Annotated in this window: 24 protein-coding genes, 1 tRNA gene and 4 pseudogenes; 9 read left to right on the top strand and 20 right to left on the bottom strand. The window is 61.8% G+C overall.

Features of this window, described 5'->3' with window-relative positions:
* Positions 1 to 32: 32 nt before the first annotated feature.
* Entirely contained in the window at positions 33 to 374 is a 342-nt protein-coding gene (locus NKJ88_RS07265) for a DUF2147 domain-containing protein (RefSeq protein WP_352443850.1), read from the bottom strand.
* A gap of 440 nt (positions 375 to 814) precedes the next feature.
* On the opposite strand from NKJ88_RS07265, the gene NKJ88_RS07260 reads away from it, so the two are divergent.
* Complete coding sequence (locus NKJ88_RS07260; protein WP_006199745.1) at positions 815 to 1,081, top strand: SEL1-like repeat protein; 267 nt, start codon at positions 815 to 817, stop codon at positions 1,079 to 1,081.
* Positions 1,082 to 1,467: 386 nt separating this feature from the next.
* A complete protein-coding gene (locus NKJ88_RS07255) occupies positions 1,468 to 2,589 on the top strand; it encodes an ABC transporter substrate-binding protein (RefSeq protein WP_023824180.1) in 1,122 nt (373 codons plus the stop codon).
* Positions 2,590 to 2,654: 65 nt separating this feature from the next.
* Here NKJ88_RS07255 and NKJ88_RS07250 read toward each other — a convergent pair whose 3' ends face one another.
* The 13 genes and pseudogenes from NKJ88_RS07250 to NKJ88_RS07190 form a co-directional block, all read right to left on the bottom strand.
* Positions 2,655 to 4,616, bottom strand: coding sequence for an acetyl/propionyl/methylcrotonyl-CoA carboxylase subunit alpha (locus NKJ88_RS07250; RefSeq protein ID WP_352443849.1), 1,962 nt, complete (start codon positions 4,614 to 4,616; stop codon positions 2,655 to 2,657).
* A gap of 49 nt (positions 4,617 to 4,665) precedes the next feature.
* Positions 4,666 to 5,043: a hypothetical protein gene (locus NKJ88_RS07245; RefSeq protein WP_023670206.1), complete on the bottom strand. Its 378-nt coding sequence runs from the start codon at positions 5,041 to 5,043 to the stop codon at positions 4,666 to 4,668.
* Between the two features lie 45 nt (positions 5,044 to 5,088).
* The gene (locus NKJ88_RS07240; RefSeq protein ID WP_023670207.1) at positions 5,089 to 5,463 is read right to left on the bottom strand and encodes a hypothetical protein; all 375 of its coding nucleotides are present in this window, start codon (positions 5,461 to 5,463) and stop codon (positions 5,089 to 5,091) included.
* Between the two features lie 120 nt (positions 5,464 to 5,583).
* The gene (locus NKJ88_RS07235) at positions 5,584 to 6,114 is read right to left on the bottom strand and encodes an O-acetyl-ADP-ribose deacetylase (protein WP_352443848.1); all 531 of its coding nucleotides are present in this window, start codon (positions 6,112 to 6,114) and stop codon (positions 5,584 to 5,586) included.
* Positions 6,115 to 7,722: a carboxyl transferase domain-containing protein gene (locus NKJ88_RS07230; protein WP_023670209.1), complete on the bottom strand. Its 1,608-nt coding sequence runs from the start codon at positions 7,720 to 7,722 to the stop codon at positions 6,115 to 6,117. It abuts the gene before it with no gap.
* An 8-nt stretch (positions 7,723 to 7,730) separates the two neighbouring features.
* Positions 7,731 to 8,555, bottom strand: a complete 825-nt coding sequence (locus NKJ88_RS07225; protein WP_352443847.1) for a DUF1444 family protein — start codon at positions 8,553 to 8,555, stop codon at positions 7,731 to 7,733.
* A 107-nt stretch (positions 8,556 to 8,662) separates the two neighbouring features.
* Positions 8,663 to 9,826 carry an isovaleryl-CoA dehydrogenase gene (locus NKJ88_RS07220; RefSeq protein WP_023735526.1) on the bottom strand — a complete coding sequence of 388 codons (1,164 nt, stop codon included), beginning with the start codon at positions 9,824 to 9,826 and terminating at the stop codon, positions 8,663 to 8,665.
* Positions 9,827 to 9,891: 65 nt separating this feature from the next.
* On the bottom strand, positions 9,892 to 10,548 hold the full coding sequence (locus tag NKJ88_RS07215) for a TetR/AcrR family transcriptional regulator (protein WP_023735525.1): 657 nt from the start codon (positions 10,546 to 10,548) through the stop codon (positions 9,892 to 9,894).
* A 69-nt stretch (positions 10,549 to 10,617) separates the two neighbouring features.
* Positions 10,618 to 10,908, bottom strand: a complete 291-nt coding sequence (locus tag NKJ88_RS07210; RefSeq protein WP_352443866.1) for an acylphosphatase — start codon at positions 10,906 to 10,908, stop codon at positions 10,618 to 10,620.
* A gap of 146 nt (positions 10,909 to 11,054) precedes the next feature.
* Positions 11,055 to 12,167 (bottom strand): pyridoxal phosphate-dependent aminotransferase, encoded by a 1,113-nt coding sequence (locus NKJ88_RS07205; RefSeq protein ID WP_352443846.1) that lies wholly within the window; start codon positions 12,165 to 12,167, stop codon positions 11,055 to 11,057.
* Between the two features lie 249 nt (positions 12,168 to 12,416).
* Entirely contained in the window at positions 12,417 to 13,592 is a 1,176-nt protein-coding gene (locus NKJ88_RS07200; protein ID WP_352443845.1) for a porin, read from the bottom strand.
* A 123-nt stretch (positions 13,593 to 13,715) separates the two neighbouring features.
* Positions 13,716 to 13,948: pseudogene (locus tag NKJ88_RS07195) on the bottom strand (GIY-YIG nuclease family protein).
* Positions 13,949 to 14,223: 275 nt separating this feature from the next.
* Positions 14,224 to 14,314, bottom strand: a tRNA-Ser gene (locus NKJ88_RS07190).
* 464 nt (positions 14,315 to 14,778) lie between these two features.
* Here NKJ88_RS07190 and NKJ88_RS07185 point away from each other — a divergent pair.
* A complete protein-coding gene (locus NKJ88_RS07185) occupies positions 14,779 to 15,966 on the top strand; it encodes a porin (protein WP_352443844.1) in 1,188 nt (395 codons plus the stop codon).
* A gap of 239 nt (positions 15,967 to 16,205) precedes the next feature.
* Positions 16,206 to 17,282 carry a tyrosine-type recombinase/integrase gene (locus NKJ88_RS07180; protein WP_031214965.1) on the top strand — a complete coding sequence of 359 codons (1,077 nt, stop codon included), beginning with the start codon at positions 16,206 to 16,208 and terminating at the stop codon, positions 17,280 to 17,282.
* Positions 17,283 to 17,344: 62 nt separating this feature from the next.
* On the opposite strand, the pseudogene NKJ88_RS07175 reads toward NKJ88_RS07180, so the two are convergent.
* A pseudogene (locus NKJ88_RS07175) lies at positions 17,345 to 18,241 on the bottom strand (alpha/beta fold hydrolase); the annotation flags it as partial.
* Positions 18,242 to 18,551: 310 nt separating this feature from the next.
* Positions 18,552 to 20,585, bottom strand: coding sequence for a lytic transglycosylase domain-containing protein (locus NKJ88_RS07170; RefSeq protein WP_352443843.1), 2,034 nt, complete (start codon positions 20,583 to 20,585; stop codon positions 18,552 to 18,554).
* Between the two features lie 278 nt (positions 20,586 to 20,863).
* Between NKJ88_RS07170 and dapA the strand changes: the two genes are divergently transcribed.
* The 3 genes from dapA (at position 20,864) to NKJ88_RS07155 (ending at position 23,073) form a co-directional block, all read left to right on the top strand.
* Complete coding sequence (dapA, locus tag NKJ88_RS07165) at positions 20,864 to 21,745, top strand: 4-hydroxy-tetrahydrodipicolinate synthase (RefSeq protein WP_023731414.1); 882 nt, start codon at positions 20,864 to 20,866, stop codon at positions 21,743 to 21,745.
* 25 nt (positions 21,746 to 21,770) lie between these two features.
* The gene (gene smpB, locus NKJ88_RS07160; RefSeq protein ID WP_023670226.1) at positions 21,771 to 22,250 is read left to right on the top strand and encodes an SsrA-binding protein SmpB; all 480 of its coding nucleotides are present in this window, start codon (positions 21,771 to 21,773) and stop codon (positions 22,248 to 22,250) included.
* 82 nt (positions 22,251 to 22,332) lie between these two features.
* A complete protein-coding gene (locus tag NKJ88_RS07155; RefSeq protein ID WP_023670227.1) occupies positions 22,333 to 23,073 on the top strand; it encodes a glycoside hydrolase family 25 protein in 741 nt (246 codons plus the stop codon).
* 36 nt (positions 23,074 to 23,109) lie between these two features.
* On the opposite strand, the gene NKJ88_RS07150 is transcribed toward NKJ88_RS07155, so the two are convergent.
* The gene (locus NKJ88_RS07150) at positions 23,110 to 24,015 is read right to left on the bottom strand and encodes a DMT family transporter (protein WP_352443842.1); all 906 of its coding nucleotides are present in this window, start codon (positions 24,013 to 24,015) and stop codon (positions 23,110 to 23,112) included.
* A gap of 132 nt (positions 24,016 to 24,147) precedes the next feature.
* Between NKJ88_RS07150 and NKJ88_RS07145 the strand changes: the two are divergent.
* A pseudogene (locus NKJ88_RS07145) lies at positions 24,148 to 24,635 on the top strand (Lrp/AsnC family transcriptional regulator).
* A gap of 37 nt (positions 24,636 to 24,672) precedes the next feature.
* Here NKJ88_RS07145 and NKJ88_RS07140 read toward each other — a convergent pair.
* Complete coding sequence (locus tag NKJ88_RS07140; protein WP_155923286.1) at positions 24,673 to 24,798, bottom strand: winged helix-turn-helix transcriptional regulator; 126 nt, start codon at positions 24,796 to 24,798, stop codon at positions 24,673 to 24,675.
* A 38-nt stretch (positions 24,799 to 24,836) separates the two neighbouring features.
* Between NKJ88_RS07140 and NKJ88_RS07135 the strand changes: the two are divergent.
* Positions 24,837 to 25,300, top strand: a pseudogene (locus NKJ88_RS07135) (zinc-binding dehydrogenase); the annotation flags it as partial.
* 10 nt (positions 25,301 to 25,310) lie between these two features.
* Here NKJ88_RS07135 and NKJ88_RS07130 read toward each other — a convergent pair.
* Together NKJ88_RS07130 and NKJ88_RS07125 are read right to left on the bottom strand one after the other, a co-directional pair.
* Positions 25,311 to 25,976, bottom strand: coding sequence for a uracil-DNA glycosylase (locus NKJ88_RS07130; protein ID WP_031199471.1), 666 nt, complete (start codon positions 25,974 to 25,976; stop codon positions 25,311 to 25,313).
* Entirely contained in the window at positions 25,972 to 26,553 is a 582-nt protein-coding gene (locus NKJ88_RS07125; protein ID WP_023670234.1) for a LabA-like NYN domain-containing protein, read from the bottom strand. Before NKJ88_RS07125 ends, NKJ88_RS07130 begins: the two co-directional genes overlap by 5 nt.
* Positions 26,554 to 26,855: the final 302 nt, after the last annotated feature.

Genomic DNA, 26,855 nt, shown 5'->3' with positions numbered 1-26,855 from the left:
CCTTGGAGACGCCGAGGTACCAGTCTGTAGAGTTACTGTCTAGTCCAAGTCTGGCTCTTGCAGATCAGCCCGCCGAGCACGCAGCCGCTCATCTTGAGCGAGGTGCCCGACAGTGTTGCCTTGCCCGAATAGGTCTTGTCGTTTGCCGGATCGGTGATGTTGCCGGCATATTTGTTGGCCCCGGCCGCCTTGAGCGAACCGATGGTCTTCCCGGCATATTTGCCGGTCTTCAGGGTGATGGAGAATGAACCGCTGCCGCCGATAACTGCTGTGTCGCCGGCTTGTGTCTTCCAGTTGCCTTCGATCGGATCGGCCCAGGCCGCACCAGCCATCATCACGGTGGCCGCCAGGGCCAAGCTCACTTTGCGAAACATATCTGTCCTCCCTGGTGTTAGGTGGGGCAGCCGCCTCTCTGCCCCTTACGCAAACGTAAGCTAATCCAGCTCCCGGCAAAACAAAAGCGGGTGCCGCGACGGAAGGTTTCGCAATTTTCATGCGGGGTCGGGAGAGCGCAGCCCGTGAAAATGAAACGATCGAGGCGTTGGCTTTGGTTTGCGTGGTTAGCAGAGTGTTGATCGGCGTCTTGCAAATTTTCGTCAAATCGATCGAAAAACGGCGGGATTGCTGACTTTGTATCCTTAACGAATTTCCGCGTTTACCTCTTGTTTTAGCTTTGTTTTCTCCAAATTAAGCACGCCATTTAACGACGGATTCAAGGCTCGGCCTCATTCTCGGAAGCATCGAAAGAGCGGCTCCCCGGGGAACACCGGGGGACAGAAGAGGCCCGCTCTCGGGAGCCAGACAGGGGACTAAAATGGCACGTTTTGAAATGCTTGAAGCCGGCTTCGGCGCCATGGGGGCAACTGCCCAGGCCGACATTCTTTTCGAACTGGGCATGATGTATGCGACCGGCCGCGATTGCGAGACCGATGTCGTTGCCGCCCACAAATGGTTCAACATCGCCGCCATCAAGGGCTCGGTCCGCGCCGCGGAACTGCGCTCGGAACTGTCGGCCGCAATGTCCAAGGTCGAGATCGCCAAGGCGCTGCGCGAAGCCCGCGAATGGATGACGATGCACTGAGATCGCGAGCAGATTATCGCAGGCAGATTATCGAAAGCAGGGAAGCCCCGGGATCAAGACCGCAAAGACGGTCGGAACCGGTGAAACGACAAGGCCGCGACAAGACGGCCGACCATGAAAGAACAAGAACGCGGCAGGCCGGCACGGTCCAGTCGTGCACAATGGGGACGGCGGGCAGGTTTTCGTGGCGCGGGGGCGCATGGGGACTGCTACGGGCAAAAAGCCACGACCGGCCGGAACAGGCTGGCGTGGCTTTTTGCGTTGATGAGGCCCAATCGAGCGGCGCCGATGCGCCTAGACAGGCCCAATGAAGGATGAAATTGTCCCGCCTTCGGAAAGAAGCGCGGCCAGAGCGGCTGCGCGAGTGTGGGAGGAGTTCTATCACCATGAAAAAAATGGGTATTTTGAGCGCGGCCGTATTTGGCCTGATGATCAGCGCGCCGGTTGCCTTTGCCGATGACATCACCATTTCGGTGGTCGGCCCGATGACCGGACAGCTCGCCACGATCGGCGACCAGTTCAAGCAGGGCGCAACGGCAGCCGCCGACGCGATCAACGCCGCCGGCGGTGTCAACGGCTCGATGATCAAGCTCGACATCGAGGACGACCAGTGCGATCCCAAGCAGGCGGTTTCGGTGGCCAACCGGATCGTTGCCAACAGCGTCAAGTTTATTGACGGCCATGCCTGTTCAGGTTCGAGCATCCCGGCTTCCGCCGTCTACGCCGAGGCCGGCGCGCTGATGATGAGCCCGGCCTCTTCAAATCCCGAGCTGACCGATGCCGCCGCCAAGGCCGGCTGGCCGACGATCATGCGTCTCTATACGCGTGACGACGCGCAGGGCGCCTTCATTGGCCCGTGGATCGCCAAGAAATATGCCGGCAAGAATGTCGTTATCCTGCATGACAAGAGCGCCTACGGTCAGGGCGTTGCCGATGCCGTGAAGGCGACGATGAATGCCGGTGGCCTCAAGGAGATCGACTATGAAGGCATCAATGCCGGCGAGAAGGATTATTCGGCTCTCGTCACCAAGCTGAAGGACCTCAAGGCCGACGTTGTCTATTTCGGCGGCTATCACCCGGAAGCCGGGCTTATCCTGCGTCAGTCGGCCGAGCAGAGCGTCAAGTTCCAGCTGATCATGCCGGACTCGATCGCCTCGCCGGAATTCTGGCAGGTCGCCGGCCCCGCCGGTGAAGGCACCCTGTTCGTCTTCCCGTCGGACCCGCAGGCCAAGCCGGAAGCCAAGGAAGCCATCGCCAAGATCAAGGCGGGCGGCTTCGTGCCGGAAGGCTTCACGCTGTTCTCCTACGCCGTCGTTCAGGCGTTTGCAGAGGGCGTCAAGCGCGCCGGAACAGACGATCCGGTCAAGGTCGCCGAAGCGCTGAAGAACGGCACGCCGTTCAGCACCGTGGTCGGCGACGTGACCTTCGACGAAAAGGGCGATCTGAAGAACGCCAGCTACGACATCAACCAGTGGCACGACGGCAAATACGCACCGATCGCGCAGTAAGCGGCCGCGTACTCATGGAAATGGCCGGGCTTGTCCCGGCCATTTTTGTTCAAGCCTCCAGCCGGCTATGAAGCCTCTTCAACGAAGCGCACCAGCACCGTTCCGTCGGTGACCTGCGCGCCCTCTGTGGCGATCTCGGCGATCACGCCGTCATGGCTGGCCGCGATCGTGTGCTCCATCTTCATCGCTTCCAGGATCAATAGCGGCTGGCCCTTGATCACCCTTTCGCCCTTTGCCGCGCGCACCAGCTTGACCAGGCCCGGCATCGGCGCGCGCAGGCTGCCGGAAGCGGCGGCCGCCTCGTCGGTTCGCGCCAGCGGATCCGGGACGAGGAAACTGTAGCCGACGGCGCCTTCGAACACGGTGACGTGGCCTGGCCAGCGGGCAAGGCGAGGGGCGGCGCGAAGATCATGCGAATTGACGCTGTCATAGGGCGCGTCCAGCGCCACCTCGAAGCGCCCGTCCGGCCGCACTGAAACACGCGCCAGTATATCGTCCTCGCCATGCCGCAGGCGCGTGCGGCGCGCAATGCTGTGGAAATGCGCATAGCCGGCAAGCGACGACCACGGATCGTTCGACGGCGGCAAGGCACCGGCGCCCGCCGCGGCAAGGGCCGCCGCGGCAACGATCTCGCTGCTCGGCGGGGCGACCGCGGTCAGCGCTTCCTGATGCCTGCCGATCAGGCCGGTATCGACGTCGCCGGCCGAAAAATCGGCGTTCGCGGCAAGTGCCGCGAGAAAGGCGGTGTTGACGGTCGAGCCGGCAATCTCGGTCTGCGACAACGCAGTCCCGAGCGCATCGAGCGCCGCCTGCCTGTCCTTGGCGTGGACGACCAGCTTGGCGATCATCGGATCGTAGAAGGGCGAGATCGCATCGCCGGCCCGCACGCCGGTCTCGACGCGCATGCTGGCGCCTTCGGGCGCGTTGTCGGGAAACGCCAGGTGATGCAGCGTGCCGGTCGCCGGCAGAAACCCTTTCGCCGCGTCCTCGGCATAGATACGCGCCTCGAAGGCGTGGCCGGAAAGCGTGATTTCGCTCTGCGTCTTTGGCAGCTTTTCGCCGGCGGCTACGCGCAACTGCCATTCGACGAGGTCGGTGCCGGTGACCATTTCGGTGACGGGATGCTCGACCTGCAGGCGGGTGTTCATTTCCATGAACCAGAAACGGTCGGCCTTCAGCCCTTGCGAGGCATCGACGATGAATTCGATGGTGCCGGCGCCGGAATAGCTGATCGCCTTGGCGGCCTTGACCGCCGCTTCCGTCATCGCCTTGCGCAGCGCCGGCGTCATGCCGGGCGCCGGCGCTTCCTCGATCACCTTCTGGTGGCGGCGCTGCGCAGAGCAGTCGCGCTCATAGAGATGCACGGCATTGCCAAAATTGTCGCCGAACACCTGGACCTCGATGTGGCGCGGCTTGTCGACATATTTTTCGACCAGCACGCGGTCGTCGCCGAACGCGGCCTTGGCCTCGCGCCGTGCGCCCGACAGCGCCTCGGAGAAATCGTCGGGATGTTCGACCCGGCGCATGCCCTTGCCGCCACCGCCGGCGCGCGCCTTGATCAGAACGGGATAGCCGATCTCACGCGCCTTGGACGCCAGCAGCACGATCTCCTGCGCCTCGCCATGATAGCCCGGCACCACCGGCACGCCGGCCTTTTCCATCAGCCGCTTGGCCGCATCCTTCAGCCCCATGGCGCGGATCGAGGCGGCCGACGGGCCGATGAATGTGAGCCCCGCCGCCACCATCTGGTCGACGAAATCGGGGTTTTCCGAGAGGAAGCCGTAGCCGGGGTGGATTGCTTCGGCGCCGGTCGCCAGCGCCGCCGCAACAATCCTGTCGCCGCGCAGATAGCTTTCGCCGACCGGCGAGGAACCGATATGCACTGCCTCGTCGGCCATTTCGACATGCAGGGCCTTGGCATCGGCGTCGGAATAGACGGCGACGGTGCGCACACCGAGCCTGCGTGCGGTGCGGATCACACGGCAGGCGATCTCGCCGCGATTGGCGATCAGGATCTTGGCGAACATGGAGCCTCCCGGGTTTGTCTCGGGCGGCGCCGGTCTGGCAGGAATGAGCCTATTTCGAAGCCGCGATTTTGCAGCCGCCGCTCGCGATCTGAACCTTCCACTTTTTCAGGCCAACCTGACAGCTTCGCAACGCCAACTCTTCCGCGGCCTTCTGAGATGGCGCGTTCAGCCGCGCACCGCAGATGATGTAAAGATCGTCGACGCGCGAGTAGAATGTGGTCGCGTAGGCCGAGTGGCCACTCGCCGCGACATAGGCGTTGTACGACTTCGTGCAGGGCTCCTTTGGATTCAGTGACAACGGAGGCCAGAATCGGGTGTCTCCCTTGCTGCCCGCCAGCGATCCAGCCGCCCCGATACCGGGTGCCGTAAATACGAGCAGGCCGGCAAGCATCGATACAGTAATTCGTTTGATGCGTGTCGATTTCATCTTGCGCCGCCCATTTGAAAAATGCCCAAGCCGATGCTTGTCGGCCTACTTCGATGCCGCAACTTCGCAGCCCGCCCCTGTAATGACCTTGTAATGGCTGCGGGCGGACTCGCAGGATTTCATCGCCCGTTCTTCGGCAGCCTTCTGTGACGGTGCATTCAAGCCCGAGCCGCAGATGATGTACAACGAACGGATCCGGGCATAGGGCGTGGTCGCATAGGCCGAATGGCCGCCGGCGGCCACATAGGCGTTGTAAGCCATGGTGCACTGGTCTTTCGGGCTTTTCGGCAAATACGGATAGAAATGGATGTCGCCTTTGCTTCCCGCCAGCGATGCCGCGGCGCCAACGCCGGGTACCGCAAATATAAGCAAGACTGCAAGTACCGACGCAGTCGTTTTTCCCGAATATTTCGGCCTCATCTTTACCCCATCCCCGTTGCCCAATGCGGAATGAACAATAGCGTCTATTCTCCAGTGCCGCCAGCCTGCTCACCGAAAATTTCTTTTGCGTAGGTGGATGAACCATCTTATCCATGCAGACTAGCATCCTTCAATGGCAGCAACGGCTTGTCGGTATAGTTGAGCTGTTGGCTCGTCGAAGCAGCAGAAAATAACTGTTTCGGGCGTTGAGTTCTGTCCGACGAAGGTACCTGCGATGCCAACGGCAATCTGCGTCGCCTCATTTTTCGGATAACGGTAGATGCCGGTGGAGATCGCCGGAAATGCCACGGTCCGGCAATCCCTGGCGGCGGCGATTTCGAGCGACCTGATATAGCAGGAGGCGAGCAGCCCGGCTTCGCCTTTTCCGCCGCTTTGCCAGACAGGTCCGACCGTGTGGATGATGTAACGTGCCGGCAGGTGATAGCCCTTGGTAAGCTTTGCTTCGCCGACCTTGCAGCCGTTCAGCATCCGGCATTCGAATTCGAGCTCCGGGCCTGCGGCGCGGTGAATGGCGCCGTCGACGCCGCCGCCGCCCAGCAGCGAGGAATTGGCGGCGTTGACGATGGCATCGACCGCAAGCCTGGTGATGTCGCCGGTGTGGACATGTATCCGTTCGCCGAACTTGCTCATCTACATCCTGAACACGCCGAACTTCGTTTCTTCGATGTCGGCGTTGAGCGCGGCCGAAAGGCTGAGCGCGAGCACTTCGCGCGTTTTCCCCGGATCGATGATGCCGTCGTCCCACAGCCGCGCCGAGGAGTAGAGCGGGTGGCCCTCATGCTCGTATTTCATCAGGATCGGCTTCTTGAATTTCGCTTCCTCGTCCGCGCTCCACTCACCGCCCTTGCGCTCGATGCCCTCGCGCTTGACCACCGCCAGCACGGTCGCCGCCTGTTCGCCGCCCATCACCGAAATGCGCGCGTTCGGCCACATCCACAGGAAGCGCGGCGAGTAGGCGCGGCCGCACATGCCGTAATTGCCGGCGCCGAACGACCCGCCGATGATCATCGTCACCTTCGGCACCTTGGCGGTGGCAACCGCCATCACCAGCTTGGCGCCGTCCTTGGCGATGCCGCCGGCCTCGTACTTTCGCCCGACCATGAAGCCGGTGATGTTCTGCAGGAAGATCAGCGGGATCTTGCGCTGGCAGCACAGTTCGATGAAATGCGCGCCCTTCACAGCACTTTCGGAAAACAGCACGCCATTGTTGGCGATGATGCCGACCGGCATGCCCTGAAGATGGGCAAAGCCGGTGACCAGCGTGGTGCCGTAATTCTGCTTGAACTCGTCGAACTCGGAGCCGTCGACGACGCGCGCGATCACCTCGCGCACATCATAGGGCTGGCGCAGATCCGTCGGCACGATGCCGTAGAGTTCCTGCGCGTCATGAAGCGGCGGCATGGGTTTCTGTAAGGTCAAGCTTACAGTCTTGCGCCGGTTGAGGTTTTTGACGATGCGCCGGCAGATGGCCAGCGCATGTTCGTCGTCCAGCGCATAGTGGTCGGCGACACCGGACAGCCTGGTGTGCACGTCGGCGCCGCCAAGCTCCTCGGCGCTGACATCTTCGCCCGTAGCCGCCTTCACCAGCGGCGGGCCGCCGAGAAAAATGGTCGCCTGGTTGCGCACCATGATCGTCTCGTCCGACATTGCCGGCACATAGGCGCCGCCCGCAGTACATGAGCCCATGACGCAGGCGATCTGCGGAATGCCGGCCGCCGACATGTTGGCCTGGTTGTAGAAGATGCGGCCGAAATGCTCGCGGTCGGGAAACACCTCGTCCTGGTTGGGCAGGTTGGCGCCGCCGCTGTCGACCAGATAGACGCAAGGCAGATTGTTTTGCAGCGCGATCTCCTGCGCCCGCAAATGCTTCTTCACCGTCAGCGGATAATAGGTGCCGCCCTTCACCGTGGCGTCGTTGACCACGACCATCACCTCGGTGCCTTCGACACGGCCGACGCCGGCGATGAGGCCGGCCGAGGAAATCTCCTCGCCATACATGGACCATGCCGCGAACTGGCCGATCTCGAGGAAAGGCGAGCCGGTGTCGAGCAACTGCGCTAGCCGCTCGCGCGGCAACAGCTTGCCGCGCGAAACATGACGCTCGCGCGCCTCCTCCGAGCCACCGCGCTCGACGCTTGCCGCCTTGTCCGCAATGTCGGCAACCAGCGCCCGCATGCGCTCGGCATTGGCGAGGTAGGTTTCGGAGGAGGGCGAGATCTGGGTTTGGAGTACGGCCATATCGATCTCTACACCTGCGCTAGGAGTTTGCCGTTGCGGCGTTCGAAAATTTTATCGGATAGCAGATTGAAGCCATCCTCGAACGTGACGTCGATCATCTGTCTGGCCGCGCTTTGGGCCTTCGGATTGCTCGCATCGAAGATGAACAATTGATCCCGGCGCGGCAGCGCAAATAAAACATCGCCGGGAAACTGTGCTTTGATCGACAGCCAGAACTCGTCGAGCAGCACAAGGCTCGTGGAGAGCATCGTATTGCCGTCGACGTAATAGAGATAAAATGTGCCAATCTGGCCGTCGGAGACAATTTTCGGCAGCCATTTCTTCACATTGCCTAGTGCGACATCGCGCAAATCCGAAAGCGCCCGGCCGGGGAAGTCCTTCGGAGCAACAGGTGAGACTGAATCGGGAAGGTCGGCCATGTATACGACCGCAATTTCACCAACCAGCGGTTCGCACAATAAATCCAGACCCATCGATCTGAGGTGCTCGACATACTGCTGGGTCCGTATCACCGCGTTCAGACTTTCTTCACTCGCCCTAGGTCGTATTTCGGCGAGGCCTCGGACTAGCCTGCGTATGGCCGCATCGGCGTCTTCGTCGGGGTATGAGTTCAAGTGCCCGAACACGTTTGTGACGTCTGCCGTCACTTCTGCGCCATCGAGTTTTGCACCGATTTTTGCAGGATCCGATGGGTCTGCGACAGCGCTATCGACACCCGGCTGCCGTTTGAGTTCGGCAATTACGAGCTCTCTGAATTCCGCCATATTAGAAAAGCGACGCTTCTGAGCCTTCGCGCGCCCGAGAAAGCCAGCGATTGTGGAAAACAAAGCCATCGCAAATATCCCCCGCCTTGTGACTGGATGCCCCGATGACGTAACCATCTATCGCCCTACTTGTCTCTCGATACCCGCAAAACTACAGCCTGCTATCTTGGCAGGCACTAAACCCCTTCCGCCATGATCTCGCGCCCGATCAGCCAGCGGCGGATTTCGCTGGTCCCGGCGCCGATCTCGTAAAGCTTGGCGTCGCGCAACAGCCGGCCGGTCGGGTACTCGTTGGTATAGCCGTTGCCGCCAAGCAGCTGGATGGCGTCGAGCGCCATCAACGTCGCCTTTTCGGCGGCAAACAGCACGCAGCCGGCAGCATCCTTGCGTGTCGTCTGGCCGCGATCGCAGGCAGCCGCGACAGCATAGACATAGGCACGCGCGGCATTCATCGTCGAATACATGTCGGCGAGCTTGCCCTGCACCAGCTGGAACTCGCCGATCGGCTGGCCGAACTGCTTGCGCTCATGCACATAGGGGACGGCAACGTCGAGGCTCGCCGCCATCAGCCCGAGCGGGCCGCCGGCGAGCACGGTGCGCTCGTAGTCGAGGCCCGACATCAGGACCTCGACGCCGCGGCCCTCCTCATGCAGCACATTGTCATAGGGCACCTCGACATTGTCGAACACCAGTTCGCCGGTGTTGGAGCCGCGCATGCCGAGCTTGTCGAGCTTTGGCGATGCCGAGAAGCCGGCCATGGTCTTTTCGACGATGAAGGCGGTGATGCCGTGCGATTTCCGCTCCGGATCGGTCTTGGCGTAGACCACCAGCGTTTCAGCGTCGGGGCCGTTGGTGATCCACATTTTCGAGCCGTTGAGCACATAGCGGTCGTTGCGCTTTTCGGCGCGCAGCTTGAGCGAGACGACGTCGGAGCCGGCGCCCGATTCCGACATGGCCAGCGCACCTGCCCTTTCGCCCGAGCACAATGCCGGCAGGAATTTCTCCTTCTGCGCAGGTGTCGCCCAGCGGTTGATCTGGTTGACGCAGAGGTTCGAATGGGCGCCGTAGGAAAGGCCGACCGAGCCCGAGGCGCGCGAAATCTCTTCCACCGCAATGACATGGGCGAGGTAGCCCATGCCGCTACCGCCGAAATCGGGATCGGCGGTGATTCCAAGCAGGCCGAGCGCGCCGAGTTCTTTCCACAGATGCGCGGGGAACTGGTTGCTGCGGTCGATCTCGGCGGCGATCGGCGCTATTTTCTCCTGGGCAAAGCGGCGCACCAGATCGCGCAGCGCCTCGATGTCCTCGTCATGCCCGAAGCTGAGTGTGTTCGTGTACATGCCGTTCCCTCCTGCCGCATGACCCCGAAATCAACTTTGATTTTCGGAAAGGATCATGCGCGAAATCAAAATGCTACAGCGTCATTTGCGCGTCCGAAGGGACGCGCGGCGCTGTAAGTCTTGCCGTCTATGTTCGCGCCAACCAGGCGCATTGTCATTGAAAGATATGTCGCCGTGACTTCAGCCATCGACAGCCGCTCGCCCGGCCGGAACCAGACGATGACGCCGGTCATCATCTGGATCAGCGCCATGGCAGTGAGCCCGGTGTCATCGACACTGAAGGCGCCGGCCTCCGCGCCGTCGCGCAGGATGGCGCGCAACTCCTTCTCATAGGCGGTGCGCATGCGAAGGATCTGCGTCAGCCGGTCATGTGACAGGCTGCGCAATTCCATGTTCGAGACATGGGTGGAGTGGCGGCGCTCGATGTGGAAAGCGATGTGGTTTTCGACATAGGCGGCAAGCCGCGTTGCCGGATCGGCAGCGTCGGGGCGTGCGGCGTCCCACGCTTCGATCAGCCCTTCCATATGTTCGCGCATCAGCGTGAACAGCAGGTCTTCCTTGGTCGGAAAATAGCGGTAGAGCGCGGCCGCCTGGACGCCGACCTCGGCGGCAAGCTGCCGCATCGACGTCGCCTCATAGCCGAAGCGGGCGATCAGGCTGACCGCTGCCTCGCGGACGGCCGCTTCAGTTTTTTCGCCGTCGGATCCCGTTGTGCGTGCCATGATCGTCTCCCGGTATTTAGTAATAAAACGAACGTTCAATTAATTCAAGCGGCAATAAAGCGGTTCCGTCTAGACAATGATCCGAAAGTCGATGGGCGCGTCGAGGAGTTCGAATTCTTCGATCTTGACCCTCGAAACCGAAGCTCCCCTTGGCCCTTGCCGGAGCCGTTCGATCATTGTGGAAACCGCAGCATCGGCACCGGCAATCGAGGCCGTCACCGTGCCGTCTCGTTCATTGCGTACCCAACCTACGAGGCCAAGCCTTATCGCTTCGCGTCGCGCCCACATCCGGTAGCCGACGCCTTGCACCTTACCATGCATGCGCGCCTGCACCGCCTTTTGCCGGTCGTTATCTCCCATGCTCAAGAACTGGCGCGGGATCGGACGAAAGCAACAGCCTTGAACGGTTGGATTGTTGTTGGATCGACGGAAGCCGGGGGCCCGGCTGGTTCTGTCTTGGCCTTTGGCGGCATTGGCAGGCCGTGTCGCGACGGCAATCGGCCGGGCTAGTTTCCCCGTGCCGCGGCGAGCGCGCCGGGCAGTTCCTCGGCAAAGATGTCGAGCTCATGATCGATGCCGACGCTGACCCTTATGCAACGGTCGAGCCCTGGCGCCATCGGTTTGCGAATGAACACGTCGCGCGACAAAAGATTTTGCAGCACTTTCAGCGCGAAGGCGCCGTCCTTGCCGCAATCGATGGTGACGAAATTGGTCGCCGATGGCAGCGGCTTCAGCCCGTTCGTCTCGGCAATCCCGGCTATACGTGCGCATCCGGCAGCGACTCGCGCCACCACGCTGTGCAGCCAGTCCTGGTCGGCCAGCGCCTCGACGCCGGCGATCTGCGCCATGCGGCTGACGCCGTAATGGTTGCGGATCTTCTCGAAATCGCGGATCACCTCAGCCTCGGCCACCGCATAGCCGCAGCGAATGCCGGCCAGCCCGTATGCCTTGGAGAAGGTGCGCATGCGGATGACGTTGGGCCGCGCGACATCGATCGGCGGCAGCGCCGAGGCCGGCCCCAATTCGCCATAGGCCTCGTCGAGCACCAGCATGGTGGTTTCCGGCAACGCTTCGACGAAGCGGGTGATATCTCCTGCTTCCCACCAGCTGCCCATCGGATTGTCCGGATTGGAGAGATAGACCAGCGGCGCCTTCTCCTTGATAATTGCCTTGAGCAGTCCATCCAGACTTTCCTTGTCGTTCTCGTAAGGCACCGTGACCAGCCGGCCGCCGACGCCGGCAATGTGGAAATTGAACGTCGGATAGGCGCCGAGCGAGGTGACCACCGCGTCGCCAGGCGCGACATACATGCGCGCCACCAGGCTAAGCAGCCCGTCTATGCCTTCGCCGACCACGACGTTTTCGGCGCCGACGCCGAGATGGCGGGCCGCAGCCTGCTTCAGATCGTAATTGTCGGGATCGCAATACATCCACTGGTCACGCGCGACGCGCTCCATACGGGCGATAACGCGCGGCGAAGGCCCGAAACTGCTCTCATTGGCGCCGATGCGGGCGCGAAAAGCACGTCCGCGCTCGCGCTCCTGCGCTTCCGGTCCGACAAACGGCACCGTGGAGGGAAGCGCGCCGACAAGCGGCGTGAGGGCAGGGCGCTGGCGCATGGCAAAAGCTCACGAGAAGATGAGCCTTCTTGCTAGCGTGCCCGATAGGACGGCGCAAGTTCTGGCGCGGCTGGAAATAGTGGCCATGACGCCCGGGATGAAATCGGCGCGGGTGGCCACGCTCTACGACCTGACTGCCGGTAGGCGGCAGCCTTTTGAAGGCCACTGCAGCCAATGACATGGCGACGGATGCTTCAAAAAAACCCGGCGGTTGCCCGCCGGGCTTGCTTTTCAGCCAGGCTGAGCGTCTTAGAACGAGCGCTGGAAGCGGAGGAGACCGCCGATGCTGCTCTTCTTGTCGGCATCGGTAAAGTTGGAGAAGTTGGCGTCGTCGAACTTGCCTGCGTTGAGGTAGTCGACTTCGGCCGTGACCGTGAAGCCGGGAACAACGTCGTAGGCGATGTTGGCGGCAACACCGAGATTCTTCCATTCGTCATACGAGACTTGGGCATTGAACGAGGTCTTCTCGTTGATGGTGTAGGTGCCACCACCCCAGAAAGCCCAGTTGCCGCCCCACTGCTTGTAGAAGCCGCGGCCGCCGGCGTCGATCGCATAGCTCGAGTCCGTCAAATTGTCGTCGGTGCCGTAGCCGCCCATGATGAACAGCGATAGGTTCTGCATCGGGGTGATGTCCAAACGCACCTTGCCGGCGACTTCTTCATAGTTGCTGTCATACGCGACGACGCCGGTGATGGCGCCCCAGCCCTGCGTATACTTCAGACCGCCGACGACATGCGGAACGTAGCTGTCGATGGTGCCAACGGTGCCGGAGCCTTCTTCGAGAGAGACGACGGCCGAGAAGCCGTTGCCCGCATCGAAGTAGTACTGGACCACGTTGGTGTCGAAATCGCCGTAGGGAACGAGCGTATCCTGGAGGACGTTGCCGGCGTAGCCGATGAACGTGTCGAAGGCCGATTCGTCCTTACCGACGCGCAGGCCACCGAGCTGGATCCAGGCGAAGTTCAGCGAAACGTTCTTGTTGCCGGCAGGGTTGGAGTTGAACTCGTCTGCTTCCGTGGTCGGATCGTCTGCCGACGGGTAGCCGTTACGATTGCCGAAGTTGAAGCGGGTCTCGGTGTAGGTCTTCAAGGTGCCGAGTTCGGTTTCCTGGCCGGTCCAGGTCTTCAGCGTGAAACGGGCATTCTTGTAGAAGGTGTCCTGCTCGTCGCCATCCTTATGGTCGAAGGACCTCGCACCGTCGAACGAGCCGACGTCGCCGGCGCCGATGTCGTAGCGGACATAGCCGCCGATGCGCAGGCAGGTTTCGGTGCCGGGGATGTAGAAGTAGCCGGCGCCGTAGACGTCGCAGATCTTGACGTATTCAGCCGGTTCCGGCTCGGCGACGACGACGGCGTCGGCGGCGCGCGCACCGGAAACTGCGATCAAGGCCGCAGCGGAGCCGAGGAGAAGGCTCTTAATGTTCATTTTCTGACCTCCAGTCAGAATCGAACAAGATAGTGAAGCCGGCGACAAGCGTTTTCGCTGTAACCGATTGTTATTGTTGAAGTTTATTGAAAAGATGGACCTTTGCGGCAGGTGATGCGGCCATCACCACAGGCGCTTGTTGGCGAAAGCATGCCCTGAACCGGATTTGAGATAGCGCTCGAATGAAGCTGCCTTGGCCTGGTTCGAAAGGCCATATAGCTGACGATCCGCCACGGCAGAAACTTGGATGTATGGCTGGATTTCCCCGCATTGTGCTCGACAAGCCGCCGTTTCAGGTCCGTCGTTATGCCGATATAGCGTTCGCCTTCAGCAGCCGTACTCTCCAGAAGATACACATACCACGTGAGCTGCTCTCCTACGCCAAGGCTTCGGAGGGCATCCTCTCCGCCATCCTGCTTGGCGCTGAGGTGGGCTTGTCCTGCGAAGCTCGAAGAGCGAAGCAGGACCAATCGAATTCTGCAAGGGATTCTCTGGGCTTACGCTGTGCGGCACGTAGCACACCACGCGGTCCGGCCCTCCTACGCCAAGGCTTCGGAGGGCATTCTCTCCGCCATCCTGCTTCGCGCTGAGGGTTGGGCTTGTCCTGCGAAGCTCGAAGAGCGAAGCAGGATGGCGGAGAGGATGGGATTCGAACCCACGAGAAGCTTTTGACCTCTACTCCCTTAGCAGGGGAGCGCCTTCGACCACTCGGCCACCTCTCCGTTGCGCCGCTGGATAAAGAAAAGCGCGGGCACAATCAACAAGCCGGCGCCATTATCTCTGAAAATTCCGGATTTGGCCGCAGCGCCGCCTTTTGCATGCGGCGAATCTGCGGCGGTTCCCTGGCTGGCGAGTCGGCGACATGGCCGCAATCTCGGCCGGTCGTCGCCGGATTCGGCCGCATTCGGGCGCTGCGGCAAAGGCTTCCGGGCCCTTCGATAGTTAATGAGAGCTTTCTGACTGAGGCCAAATCGTGTCATTTGTGCAACAACGCATGGGGATAGCGCCCGCATAGCCCTTTCGCCGGTACGATCGTGGTTGAACGACGCCGCCTCATGGGTAATGTCGATTTCGAAGGAGCGGCGCGGTGCGCATCTTTTTCGGTAGTGGGGATGGGGCAGGGAACGCTGTCCTTCAGCAAAGAATACCCAGACCCGTTTTTTAACTTTTGACTGGAGGTCAGAAAATGAACATTAAGAGCCTTCTTCTCGGCTCCGCTGCGGCCCTGATCGCAGTTTCCGGTGCGCGCGCCGCCGACGCCGTCGTCGTCGCCGAGCCGGAACCGGCTGAATACGTCAAGATTTGCGACGTTTACGGCTCGGGCTACTTCTATATCCCCGGCACCGAAACCTGCCTGCGCATCGGCGGCTATGTCCGTTACGACATCAGCGGTGGCGATGTCGGTTCGTTCGATGGTGCAAAGACCTTCGACGCGAAGGATGGCGACGAGAACGACACTTGGCGCAAGAAGGCCCGCTTCGCACTGAAGACCTGGACCGGCCAGGAAACCGAGCTCGGCACCTTGAAGACCTACACCGAGACCCGCTGGAATTTCGGCAACCGCAACGACTATGCCGCCAATGACACCGACGATGACAATTTTGCTGGCAACTCGGGCGTTTCGCTGAATTTCGCCTGGATCCAGCTCGGCGGTCTGCGCGTCGGTAAGGACGAATCGGCGTTCAACACGTTCATTGGCTACGCCGGCAACGTCATCCAGGATACGCTGGTTCCCTACGGCGATTTCGACACCAACGTCATCCAGTACTACTTCGACGCTGGCAACGGCTTCTCCGCCGTTCTCTCGCTTGAGGAAGGCTCGGGCGACGGCTCGTACGGTTCCTACGGCAAGGGTACGATCGACAGCTACGTTCCGCATGTCGTCGGCGGCGTGAAGTACACGCAGGGCTGGGGCTCCATCACCGGCGTGCTCGCTTATGACAGCAACTATGAAGAAGTCGCCGGCAAGGTCCGTTTGGACATCACCCCGATGCAGAACCTGTCGCTGTTCATCATGGGCGGCTACGGCACCGACGACAACTACACGGATCCGAGCTACGCGTTCGCAGCTGGCGGCCGCGGCTTCTACAAGCAGTGGGATGGCAACTGGGCAGTCTGGGGTGGTGGCACTTACACCATCAACGAGAAGACCTCGTTCAACGTCCAGGTCTCGTATGACGAAGGTGAGAACCTCGGTGTCGCAGCCAACATCGCTTACGATGTTGTCCCAGGCTTTACGGTCACGGCCGAAGTCGACTACCTCAATGCAGGCAGCATCGACGAGGTCAATACCCTTGGCAACAACCACAACTGGACCAATGCCGATAAGAAGAGCAACGTCGGCGGCATGCTTCGCTTCCAGCGCTCGTTCTAAGGGCTGGCTTTAGATAAGTGAATACCAGCCCGGGCGCTTCAACGCCCGGGCTGTTCTGTTCGTGACTGGGTCAAGACAAGCAGAAGGAACAGGGGGAATCGGCAGCTGAACAGTCCGTAGGGTGAGTTCGTGGGATTCGCTGATGGGCGGATGAATTCACAACTGCGTGATTAAATCTCTTGAAAGGACGCTTCCAAGCGGGTAGGTCTGACCCTATCCACTCGGGGGTGTGGCAATTTATGACCATCGACGCGATACAAGAGGGCGACCCCTCCGAACATTTCTCAATGTTCTCTTCTCAAAATGCGAAGATAAGATACAGCTACAACAAAATCAGAGAAGTAAAGTCGCACCGGGTCGGAGAGCTTTTTTCAGCATACCGAGACATACTCTGGGATGATGGGCGACATAAATACAATGTCAGCTCCTTCATCGGCGAAATAGACGAGATTCTCCTAGGAGAACGGTTCAGCGCCTTCGACCAGAGCACCCTGGACAATCTTATCGGCACCTTGCGCCAGCGCGGCAACAGCAACGCAACCATCAATCGAAAGATGGCTGCCCTCAGCAAACTACTGCGCAAGGCTTACAAGATGGGGGATATCCACAGCCTGCCCGAGTTCCGCCGCCAGAAGGAGCGGGCGGGACGGATTCGTTTCCTCGAAAGGGACGAAGAAGCAAGGCTGTTCGCCGCCATCAGGACCCGCAGCGAAGACGCCTACCGTCTCTCGGTCTTTCTCGTCGACAGCGGTTGCCGCCTCGGCGAGGCGCTCGGACTGATCTGGAACGATATCCAGGAACATCGCGTCTCGTTCTGGATCACCAAATCCGGCCGCAGCCGCACCATCCCGATGACCGAGCGGGTCAAGGAGGTCATCAAACTGCCCCCGTCGGAGGGCCGCCGGCCCAAGGGTCCGTTCACCAAACTCAGCCAGGCGCAGTTTCGCGCCATCTGGAACGATGCCAAGGCCGAAGTCGGTCTCGGCGCCGACGACCAGGTGGTGCCGCACATCTTGCGCCACACCTGCGCGTCGCGTCTGGTCCAGGGCGGCATCGATATCCGGCGCGTACAGATGTGGCTCGGCCACCAGACGCTTTCGATGACCATGCGCTATGCGCATCTGGCCACCAACGATCTCGACGGCTGCGTCGTCGTGCTGGAAACGCCCCGCGGCGAAGGGCTGTCCGGCGATGGAAAAAACTCCGCCTTCGCATCGCCGCTGACCACGGCCTCAGTGCCAGCGCCTGCCCAAAAGGGCAAAGCGGCAGCGGCGAAGGCACCCAAGACGCCCCGGAAAAGCTCGAAAGCCAAATAGTTACCCAAGGCTTTCATATACTGCCAAGGCAACCCCAGGATCATATTTGATCTTGGGGTTACTTTTTTCTGGGCCGTATTTGATGCTCCATCCACGAAGGCCGCGATAGCGCCCGGCAGGTTGCCTGTCTCCAGGAAGGGGGCATGGCCCTGGCCCTCGACGGTGATCGCTTCCATGCCGGGATGACGCTTTTGCATCTCGTCGAGTGTGTCGGCCGACAGGAGTTTCGAGTTGGCGCCGCGAATGGCAAGCAAAGGTATCGCCGCCAGCGCCTCGAACTGCGGCCACAGATCCGGCAACGGCTTGCTGAGGTCGAGGCCCGCCACCGTCTCGACCAGTTGGGGGTCGAAATCCGGCAGCAGGAGGCCTTCGTCCGTCTCGCGGTAGAGCGCCGACACCATCCGCTCCCAATCCGCCTCGGTCAGAGCGGGAAAATCCGCCCCGTGCGCGACGCGTTGCGCATCGATCGCCTCAGCGCGGCTCTTCGGTTTCGGTGCCGGGTCGAGATAGGTTTGGATATGGGCCAACCCCGCTGCCTCGATCACCGGTCCGATGTCGTTCAGCACTATGGCTTTCAGTATGGCTGGCCGCAGCGCGCCGAGCACGTGGATGATCAGTCCGCCACGCGATGTGCCGATGAAGGCCGCTTCCTCGACGTCCAGGGCAGCCAGCCCGGCGAGGACATCGCCGGCCTCGATGCCGATAGTGTAATGGCCGATATCAGGGTCGTAAGCGGACTGGCCGCGGCCGCGATAGTCGAAGGCGATGACCTTGCGCGGATTGTCGGTCCGCGACAGATAAAGCGCCAGCTCATGGAAATCGCGCGCGTTGCGGGTCAGGCCGGGCAGGCAGACCACCGGCGAGGTTCCCGAGTTTGTCTCACCGTAGATGCGAGCGTGAAGTCTGAGGCCGTCCGGCGCTGTGTAGAAGAAATCGGAAAAGCCGTCGGTGCTCGACATATTGAAAGGACTCCCTGGCCGGATTGTCTCCGTCTGCTACAGGCGAGGGTGGGAGCGGTCAAATCGAGGGTTGTCGGCAAGCTGACACTCTTGGAAATGTCGGAGGGACAGCGCCCCCCTCTGTCCTGCCAGACATCTCCCCCACGAGGGGGGAGATTGGCGGTTCCGGCGCTACGCCCTTCCTTCGACGTTGGAGATTGGCGAAATCGGCAACGAAGCTGATCTCCCCACTCGTGGGGGAGATGGCCGGCAGGCCAGAGGGGGGCGCGAAGGATCGCCAACGTCTGCCCGTGGCGACAGCTCTGCGGCCTCAGCCTCTTCCGTTCACCAAATCCCCAACGATATCGTACTTCCCCGAAATGCGCATCTTGTAGACCTCGTAATTCTCCATCACGCGCTGCACGTAACTTCTTGTTTCGGTGTAGGGAATTCGCTCGATCCAGTCGACGACGGCGTCGATGCCCTTGCCGCGCGGGTCGCCGTACTTGGCTACCCATTGGCTGGCGCGGTTAGGGCCGGCATTGTAGCCGGCGAAGGTCAGCACATAGGAGCCGCCGAAGCGGTCGAGCTGCTCGCCAAGGAAGGCAGCCCCCAGCGTCGCATTGTAACCGGCATCGCTGGTCAGCCGATCCTGGGAAAAGCTCAGTCCTGCCTTCTTCGCCAATTGCTTGGCGGTGCCCGGCATCAGCTGCAGCAGGCCGCGCGCGCCGGCGCTGGAGACGGCGCCGACATTGAATTCGCTTTCCTGGCGGGCGATCGCATAGGCCAGCGCCTTGCCCGAGCCGGATATGTCGGCGGTGTCGGGAATGACGCCCAGCGGATGCGACAGCGCGCCGACATCGATGCCGCGCGCGCCGGCGATCTTGCCGATCTTCAGCGCCATGAAATGATTGCCCTGCTTTTCCGCCAGCACCGCAAGCAGCGCCAGCTCGCCGGGGCTGGTCAACTGCCCGGCGAGGTCGCGGTAAAGCGTCTCGGCATAGCGGTCGTAGCCCGCCTCCTGCAGCCGCTTGATGGCGCTGACGGCTTCGCGGCCGTCAAAGCTTTGGCGGTCGGCAGTGCTTGGCTCGGGATAGACGATGTTCAGCGTGCGCAAGCCAACCCGTTCCGCCGCCAACTGCCCGTAGAAAGTGGTGCCATAGGCTGCCGCCTTGGTGAAATAATCCTTCGCATTGCCGGGACCGCCGACTTCCGCCGCGCGGCCAAGCCAGTAATAGGCGCGTGACAGCGACATCGGTCCCTGCGCGAGATCGGCGATGCGGGCAAAATGGGTCGAGGCCGTCGCAGGATCGTTGAGGCCGCGCAACGCATACCAGCCGGCGTGGAATTCGGCCTCGGCGGCGCTGGCGGGGCTTTCGGCGGCATGCGCGGCAACGACCTTGTAGGCGGTCTTCCAGTCGCCCTGGTCGACCAGTGCGCGCGACAGCACGCGGCGCTCGACCCACCAGGCATCGGGATCGACCAGCGCGTCGCGGCTCGTTGGCGCTTTCATCATCACCGCGGCGGCGTCCGCAAACTTCCGCTGCTTGCGCAGATATTCGGCTTGCGCGAAGAAATAGCCGGCCGATTGCTGCGCGGCAGGCACCGCTTTCAACAGCTTGGCCGCGTTCTTGTCGCCACGCGAGGCGGCGGCCCAGGCATCGGCCAGCGGTTGCGCGCCGGCAAGTGCTGCGACCCGCAGTGCCGAATTCTCCCGGTCGGCATAAAACATCCGTTCCATGCGGAAACGATGGTCGGCAGCCGGAATGATGGCGCCAAACTCCTTGCTGACGGCCGCCTCGTCCCTGGCTTCCAGCTTCTCGGTGCGCCAGAATGGCGACAGCACGGAAAGCGCAGCCTTGGTGTTGCCAAGAGCTACATAAGAACGGGCAAGGATGACCACGCCTTGAAAGGTCAGCGGCTGGCTGCCGTCAAAGGCTTTCACCACGGTCTGCGGCGAGGGGTTTTCGCGATAAAGCGCGCGCTCGCTGTTCTTGCGCAGAGCGATGGTGCCGGGCCAATTCGGCAACATCTTTGCGGTATCGGCAATCTCGCTGCTCGGCACACGGTCGCCGCCATAGAGCGCGATCGCCCAGGCCAGGATATGGCGGTCCAGCGAACTGGCCGGCAATGTTTCGCGCACCGCTCGTGCCGCGGCGATATCGCCGGTCGCCAACGCGTCGAGACTGCCTTTCAACACGGCGATATTGGCGGAGGGCGCATCGGTCTGCGCTCTGTCTTGCATGTCAGGCATCGGGATCGATGAGGTCGTCTGCTCGTCGACGCTCTCGTTTGCCGCCGTTCCCACTATCAGCAGGGCAACGGCGCCAAGCAATATGAAGCGGAGTGGCCGACTGGCCGGCATGATCCTGATCTTTCCCTGTTGCGGCACTTTAGATGGCAAGCCCAGGTGCCCGAGAGCCTAGACTTAGGTCGTGAAGAGCTCGTAAACAAAGGGTTATCGAGGCCGTTCGAATTGCGCTTGCTGGCACCATCGGCATGCTTGCCGCGCAACAGTGTCGAGACTATGGTGCGCGGCTTCGCTTTCGGCTAGAAGGCGCCCGATGCATGTCGCCCAAAAGCGGGAACCGGTTTTGGGACGATGACACGCATAAACAAACAAGTTCCAAGGAGTTGGACGACATGCTGAGAGGCTCGCTTACTGCGCTCGTGACGCCGTTCGAAAAGAGCGGACGTTTCGACGAGAAAGCCTTTCGCGCCTTCGTCGAATGGCAACTTGGCGAGGGCACGACGGGCCTCGTCCCGGTCGGCACCACCGGAGAGTCGCCGACGCTGTCGCATGACGAGCATCGCCATGTCGTCAAGGTCTGCATCGATGTGGCCAAGGGCCGCGCTCCGGTCGTCGCCGGCGCCGGCTCCAACAACACCGCTGAAGCGGTCGGTCTGGTGCAGTACGCCGAGCAGGCGGGCGCCGACGCCGCTCTGGTCGTCACGCCTTATTACAACAAGCCAACACAGCGCGGCTTGTACGAGCATTTCGCTGCCGTCGCCAGGGCGACCAAGCTGCCGATCATCATTTACAACATCCCGCCGCGCTCGGTGATCGACATGATGCCGGAGACGATGGGCAGGCTGGCGCACGACTTCAAGAACATCGTCGGCGTCAAGGATGCCACCGGCAAGGTCGAGCGCGTGTCCGAACAGCGCGCCACCTGCGGCAAGGAGTTCATCCAGCTTTCAGGTGAGGATGCCTCTGCCCTCGGCTTCAACGCTCATGGCGGTGTCGGCTGCATCTCGGTGACGTCGAATGTCGCGCCGCGGCTGTGCGCCGAATTCCAGGAAGCCACACTGTCCGGTGACAGCGCCAAGGCGCTGGAATTGCAGGACCGTCTGCTGCCGCTGCACAAGGCCATCTTCCTTGAGCCCGGCCTGTGCGGCGTCAAATACGCGCTGTCGAAGATTGGCAAGGTCGAGAACGTGGTGCGCTCGCCGCTGGTGACGATCGAGCCATCGACCGCCGAGAAGATCGATGCGGCGATGAAGCACGCCGGCTTGATAAATTAAGGATGAGGCGCCACCTCTCCGCATCATGAACCAGGTCAGAAAAGCCGATCCCAACAACAAGACCGTTGCGGAAAACCGCAAGGCGCGGTTTTCCTATGAGGTGCTCGACACCGTCGAGGCCGGCCTTGTGCTGACCGGCACCGAGGTCAAGTCGCTGCGCCAGGGCCAGGCCAACATCCAGGACAGCTACGCCTCGGTGGAGGGCGGCGAGATCTGGCTGATCAATTCCTATCTGCCGGAATACCTGCAGGCCAACCGCTTCAACCATGAGCCCAGACGGCGCCGCAAGCTGCTGCTCAACAAGCGCGAGATGGCAAAACTTGCGCAGAGCATCGACCGCGAAGGCATGACGCTGGTTCCGCTGAAAATCTACTTCAACGACCAGGGCCGTGCCAAGCTGCTGCTCGCCGTCGGCCGCGGCAAGAAACTGCACGACAAGCGCGAGACAGAAAAGCAGCGCGACTGGTCGCGCGAAAAGGGCCGGCTCATGAAGGAACGCGGCTAGAATCTCAGGCAGCCCCAGAAAAGCCAGACATCGGCTTTCAAGTTTCGAACAGCTGCAACAGCAAAACACGATGGGGAAAGGTTTGAAGAACCGGATCATCCTCTGGGGTGCGGCCAGTCTGGTCTTTGCCGGCCTCGTCGCAGCAGGCGGCTTCTTCTATTTCCGGACCTTCTCGCCCGATCGTGACAGCTATCCGGTCAGGGGTATCGACGTTTCCCATCATCAGGGTGAGATCGACTGGCGCCGCGTTGCCGCCGACGATGTCGCCTTCGCTGTCATCAAGGCGACCGAGGGCGGCGACCATGTCGACGATGCCTTCGCCAAAAACCTGCGCGAGGCGCGCGCGGCCGGACTTGCCGTCGGCGCCTATCACTTCTTCACCTTCTGCCGGCCGGGCGCCGACCAGGCGAAAAATTTCATCGCGGTGGTGCCGCACGACCAGCCGCTGCTGCCGCCGGTCGTCGACATCGAATTCGGCGGCAACTGCCCGCAACGCCCGTCGCCGGAGCAGCTGAGCGCGGAACTCCAGGCCTTCCTCGGACCGGTTGAAGCTGCGTTCGGCAAGCCGGCGATCATCTACCTGACCGACGAGGCTGAGGACGCCTATGCCGGACAGATGGCAGTGCGGCAGCGCTGGCTGCGCTCGCTGGCGTTCAAGCCGAGCGAGGACGGCTGGATTTACTGGCAGTACCACAATATGGGCCGTGTCGACGGGATCGAGGGCGATGTCGATCTCAACGTCCTGCAGGGTGGGCAGCAAACGCTGGCCGAGCTATTTGCTGCGCCCGCATCGCTCTCTTCGCAAAAGCCTCCATCGCCTTGAACGAATCAGCTGGCCTTGAGTTTGGCATCCGCAGTCTTACGCAGGCTTGGGAACAGGCCTGGAAAGAGCCGAAAAAGCCATCCCCGCGGCCATGATCAGTACGGCGGCGAACTGGGCGCCGGTCGGCGTCTCGCCGAGCACCGTCATCGCGATCAGCACGGTTGCGATCGGCACGCATGGCATGAACAGCGATGCCGCCTGCGACCCCAGCTGCCGGACGATATAGGTGTACAGGAACATGGCGGCCGCACCTGCCAAAAACCCTTGAATGACGATCTGGCTGGCAATCTCGGCCACTGATGCCGCGCGGAGGCCGCTTGGGGCAAAGAAATAGAGCAACGGCAGCGGCACGCATGACAGCAGCACCACCGTTGCGGTCGCCGCAACCGGATCGACGCGCCAGCGCCGCACGAGAACGGCATAGGTGGCAAACATCGCGCCGGATCCGACGAACAGAAGATCGCCGAAGAGGACATCCTTCATGCCGCCGCCAGTGCGCACGGGTGCAATGAACAGGATCAGCCCGGCGATGATGGCTGCGACGCCGATGGTTCCCTGGCGCGAGGTTTTCTCCCTCGTGGCGATGCGCGACAGCACGAATGAGAAGAAAACGATCGAGGCAGGGCAAAGTGCGGCACCATGCGCTGCCGGCGCATAGGTCAGTCCCCAATTGATGATGATAGGGTAGGGCAGTCCGGCCAGTGCCGCCAGCGTCAAGGCACGCCTCCAGCCCAATGCCTTGCCAGTCGCCTGGCCGTTTCTCCAGACGACCAGCAGCATGACCATGCCGGCGCCGGCAAAGCGCAACGTTGCCAAATCGGTCGCGGTCAGATGTTCCCGCAGGCTGAAGCGGGCGGCGACGAACTGCACGGCGTAGATGCCGATCATGGCCAGGCCAGCAAGGATTGCCGGCTTCGTGTTTCGGTCCTCTGTCACGCGCATTCTTGTCCCGCTCGATCCTGCCAGCGGAAGGGTACTTCCTCCAGACGGCTTTCGTTGAAAACGCAGCCTATTGTCGAAAATGGTGCGTCAAAATATGCTGTTTTCGCAATGTGGAAGTGAAAGTCACGCGATATGGGCGCTGCAAACGTGAATCATGAATCCGATCAGCTCGACGCCATCGATCGCAGCCTGCTTCGGTTGCTGCAGGAGGACGGCGTCGCACGACGCTTGACCTAGCAGCCCGTGTCGGCCTGTCGCCGACCGGCGCCAGCCAGCGCGTGAAGCGCCTTTTCCGTGAGGGTTTCATCACCGCGGTCCGGGCCGTGCTCAATCCGCAAAAGATCGGCCGCGGCACGCTCGTCTTCATCGAAGTCAGGCTCGACCAGGCGGCGCCGCATGTGTTCGACCGTTTCGCCGAAGCGGTAGCAAAGGCCCCCGAAGTGCTGGAGTGCCATATGGTCGTGGGCGGCTTCGACTATCTGGTGAAAGCGCGCATTTCGGAAATGGCCGCCTATCAGGATTTTTTGAAGCGCGTGATCCTGCCGCTGCCGGGTGTCAGGGAAACGCACACCTATGCGTCGATATCGGACGTGAAGCCGGACGCGCTGCTGCCGGTGTGAGGGCCGGACCAACGCAAGCGGTTGCCACGCCTCCGCTTCAAGCGGCCTGGGAAACCTCCGGCGCCAGCGTCACATTCGCATCGCCCCAGACCTTCAGCACGGTGATCACGGGCTCCAGGCTTCGGCCACGAGGCGTCGGGCTGTACTCGACCTTCGGCGGCATCTGCGCATAGAGCTTGCGGGCGATGAGCCCAGTCTGGCTCGCTCGGCTATGCGCAGGCGGCAGCACTGCCGACGACGGCGATCACCGCCTTTGAGGCGCTGTTCGACCGCCTCAATGTGAAGAAGCTAGTCATCGGCGCCGCGAACACCATCCTGATCGTCGGCGGCGCCGGCGGCGTCGGGTCGATCGCGGTCCAGCTCGCGCGCCAGCTGACCGATCTGACGATGATCGCCACCGCATCGCGGCCCGAAACCCGCGACTGGGTCGCAAGAGCGTTTCGGTCCACTGGGAGCCGATGTTCACCCGCTCGCTGTATGAAACGCCCGATATGGCCGCGCAGGGCGAACATCTCAACGAACTGGCGCGCCTTGTCGACGCCGGCACCATCCGCACCACGCTGGGCGAGACGTTCGGCCCAATCAATGCCGCCAATCTGAAGCGCGCCCATGCGCTGATCGAGACCGGCAAGGCCAAGGGCAAGATCGTGCTCGAGGGATTTTGAGAGGCAGCGTCTAGTTCCGCAGGAACGACGCGATCTCGCTGAATACCTTGACGAACATCGTCTCCGTCAAGACACCGGTGTTGGTGTTGTAGCGCGAGCAGTGATAGCTGGAAAACAGCGTGACGCCGCCGGCCGGCAACTGACCGCCGTGCTTGAACGGATAGGCGGCGACGCGCTGGCCCAGCGCCCTGACGGTCGACTGGTGGGCGATGGAGCCCAGCGCCAGCAGGGCGCGCAGTTTGGGAAAGCGTGCAATCGTCGGCACCAGAAAGCTGCGGCAAGTGGCGATCTCGGCGCCGATCGGCTTGTTTTCAGGCGGCACGCAGCGCACCGCATTGGTGATCGCGGTGCCGACCAGCTGCAACCCATCATCCGGCCGCGCCTTGAATTCGCCGCGGGCAAAACCGTGAGCGATCATCGTTGAGTAGAGCAGGTCGCCGGCATAGTCGCCGGTGAACGGTCGCCCGGTGCGGTTGGCGCCGCGCAGGCCGGGCGCCAGCCCGACGATCAGCAGCTCGACGGCGTCCTCGCCATCAGGCGGCAGGAAGGTCGGCACCGGCGCGTTGAACCACGACGGCTCGCGCTGCCGCCAGTCTGCGATGAAATCATGCAGGCGTGGGCAGAGGGGGCAGTCGCGGTCGGGTTCGGGAGCGGCGTCCAAGGCCGCGCCGTCAATAGTCTTCCTCTTCGACTTCGGCCGGCTCGGGCCTGCGCACCGGCCGCTCGGAGGGATCGCGGCCGACCTCGTTCTTCAGCGAGGTCAAATCGATGAAATGGTCGGCCTGGCGGCGCAGATCGTCCGAGATCATCGGCGGCTGCGAAGCCATGGTCGAGACGATCGAGACCTTGCGGCCGCGCCGCTGCAGCGCTTCGACCAGTGTGCGGAAGTCGCCGTCGCCGGAGAAGATGACATAGTGGTCGACGACATCGGCAAGTTCGAGCGCATCGACGGTCAGTTCGATGTCCATATTGCCCTTGATCTTGCGGCGGCCGGTCGAGTCGGTGAATTCCTTGGCCGGCTTGGTCACCACCTTGAAGCCATTGTAGTCGAGCCAGTCGATCAAAGGGCGGATCGAAGAGTATTCCTGATCCTCGACCAATGCGGTGTAGTAATAGGCGCGCAGCAAGTAGCCGCGCTTCTGAAAGCTGGATAGCAGTTTGCGGTAGTCTATGTCGAAGCCGAGTGCGCGCGACGTGGCGTAAAGATTGGCGCCGTCAATGAATAGAGCGATCTTTTCACGGGGGTCGAACATGGCAATATTCCTTTTTCGAAATAGGTGGCGGACTAATCGAAATGGGTCGTTATATCGCTGGGCTCGTAAATAAGCCGGCTGACCTATCGTCAACCGAGATAGCGCCAGTTTTACGGCAATCCAAGGGTGCCGGGGCGCACTGCAAGCAATTGTGATCGGAGCCGTGTCGTCGCCGGTAGGCGGGCTTCGCCGGCAAGGCATTCACCGGCGCCCAGAAACTGGCATCCGCCAGCCCACGAGGCCACAGCGCCATAATGCTTGTATTTCGGCGGCGTTCGGGTTATGGACCGCGCCTGTTTTCC

This window comes from Mesorhizobium sp. M0016, assembly GCF_040324035.1.
Lineage (GTDB): Bacteria > Pseudomonadota > Alphaproteobacteria > Rhizobiales > Rhizobiaceae > Mesorhizobium.
The sequence above is the reverse complement of the archived record's forward strand: the minus strand, read 5'-3'. Positions and strand labels throughout refer to the sequence as shown.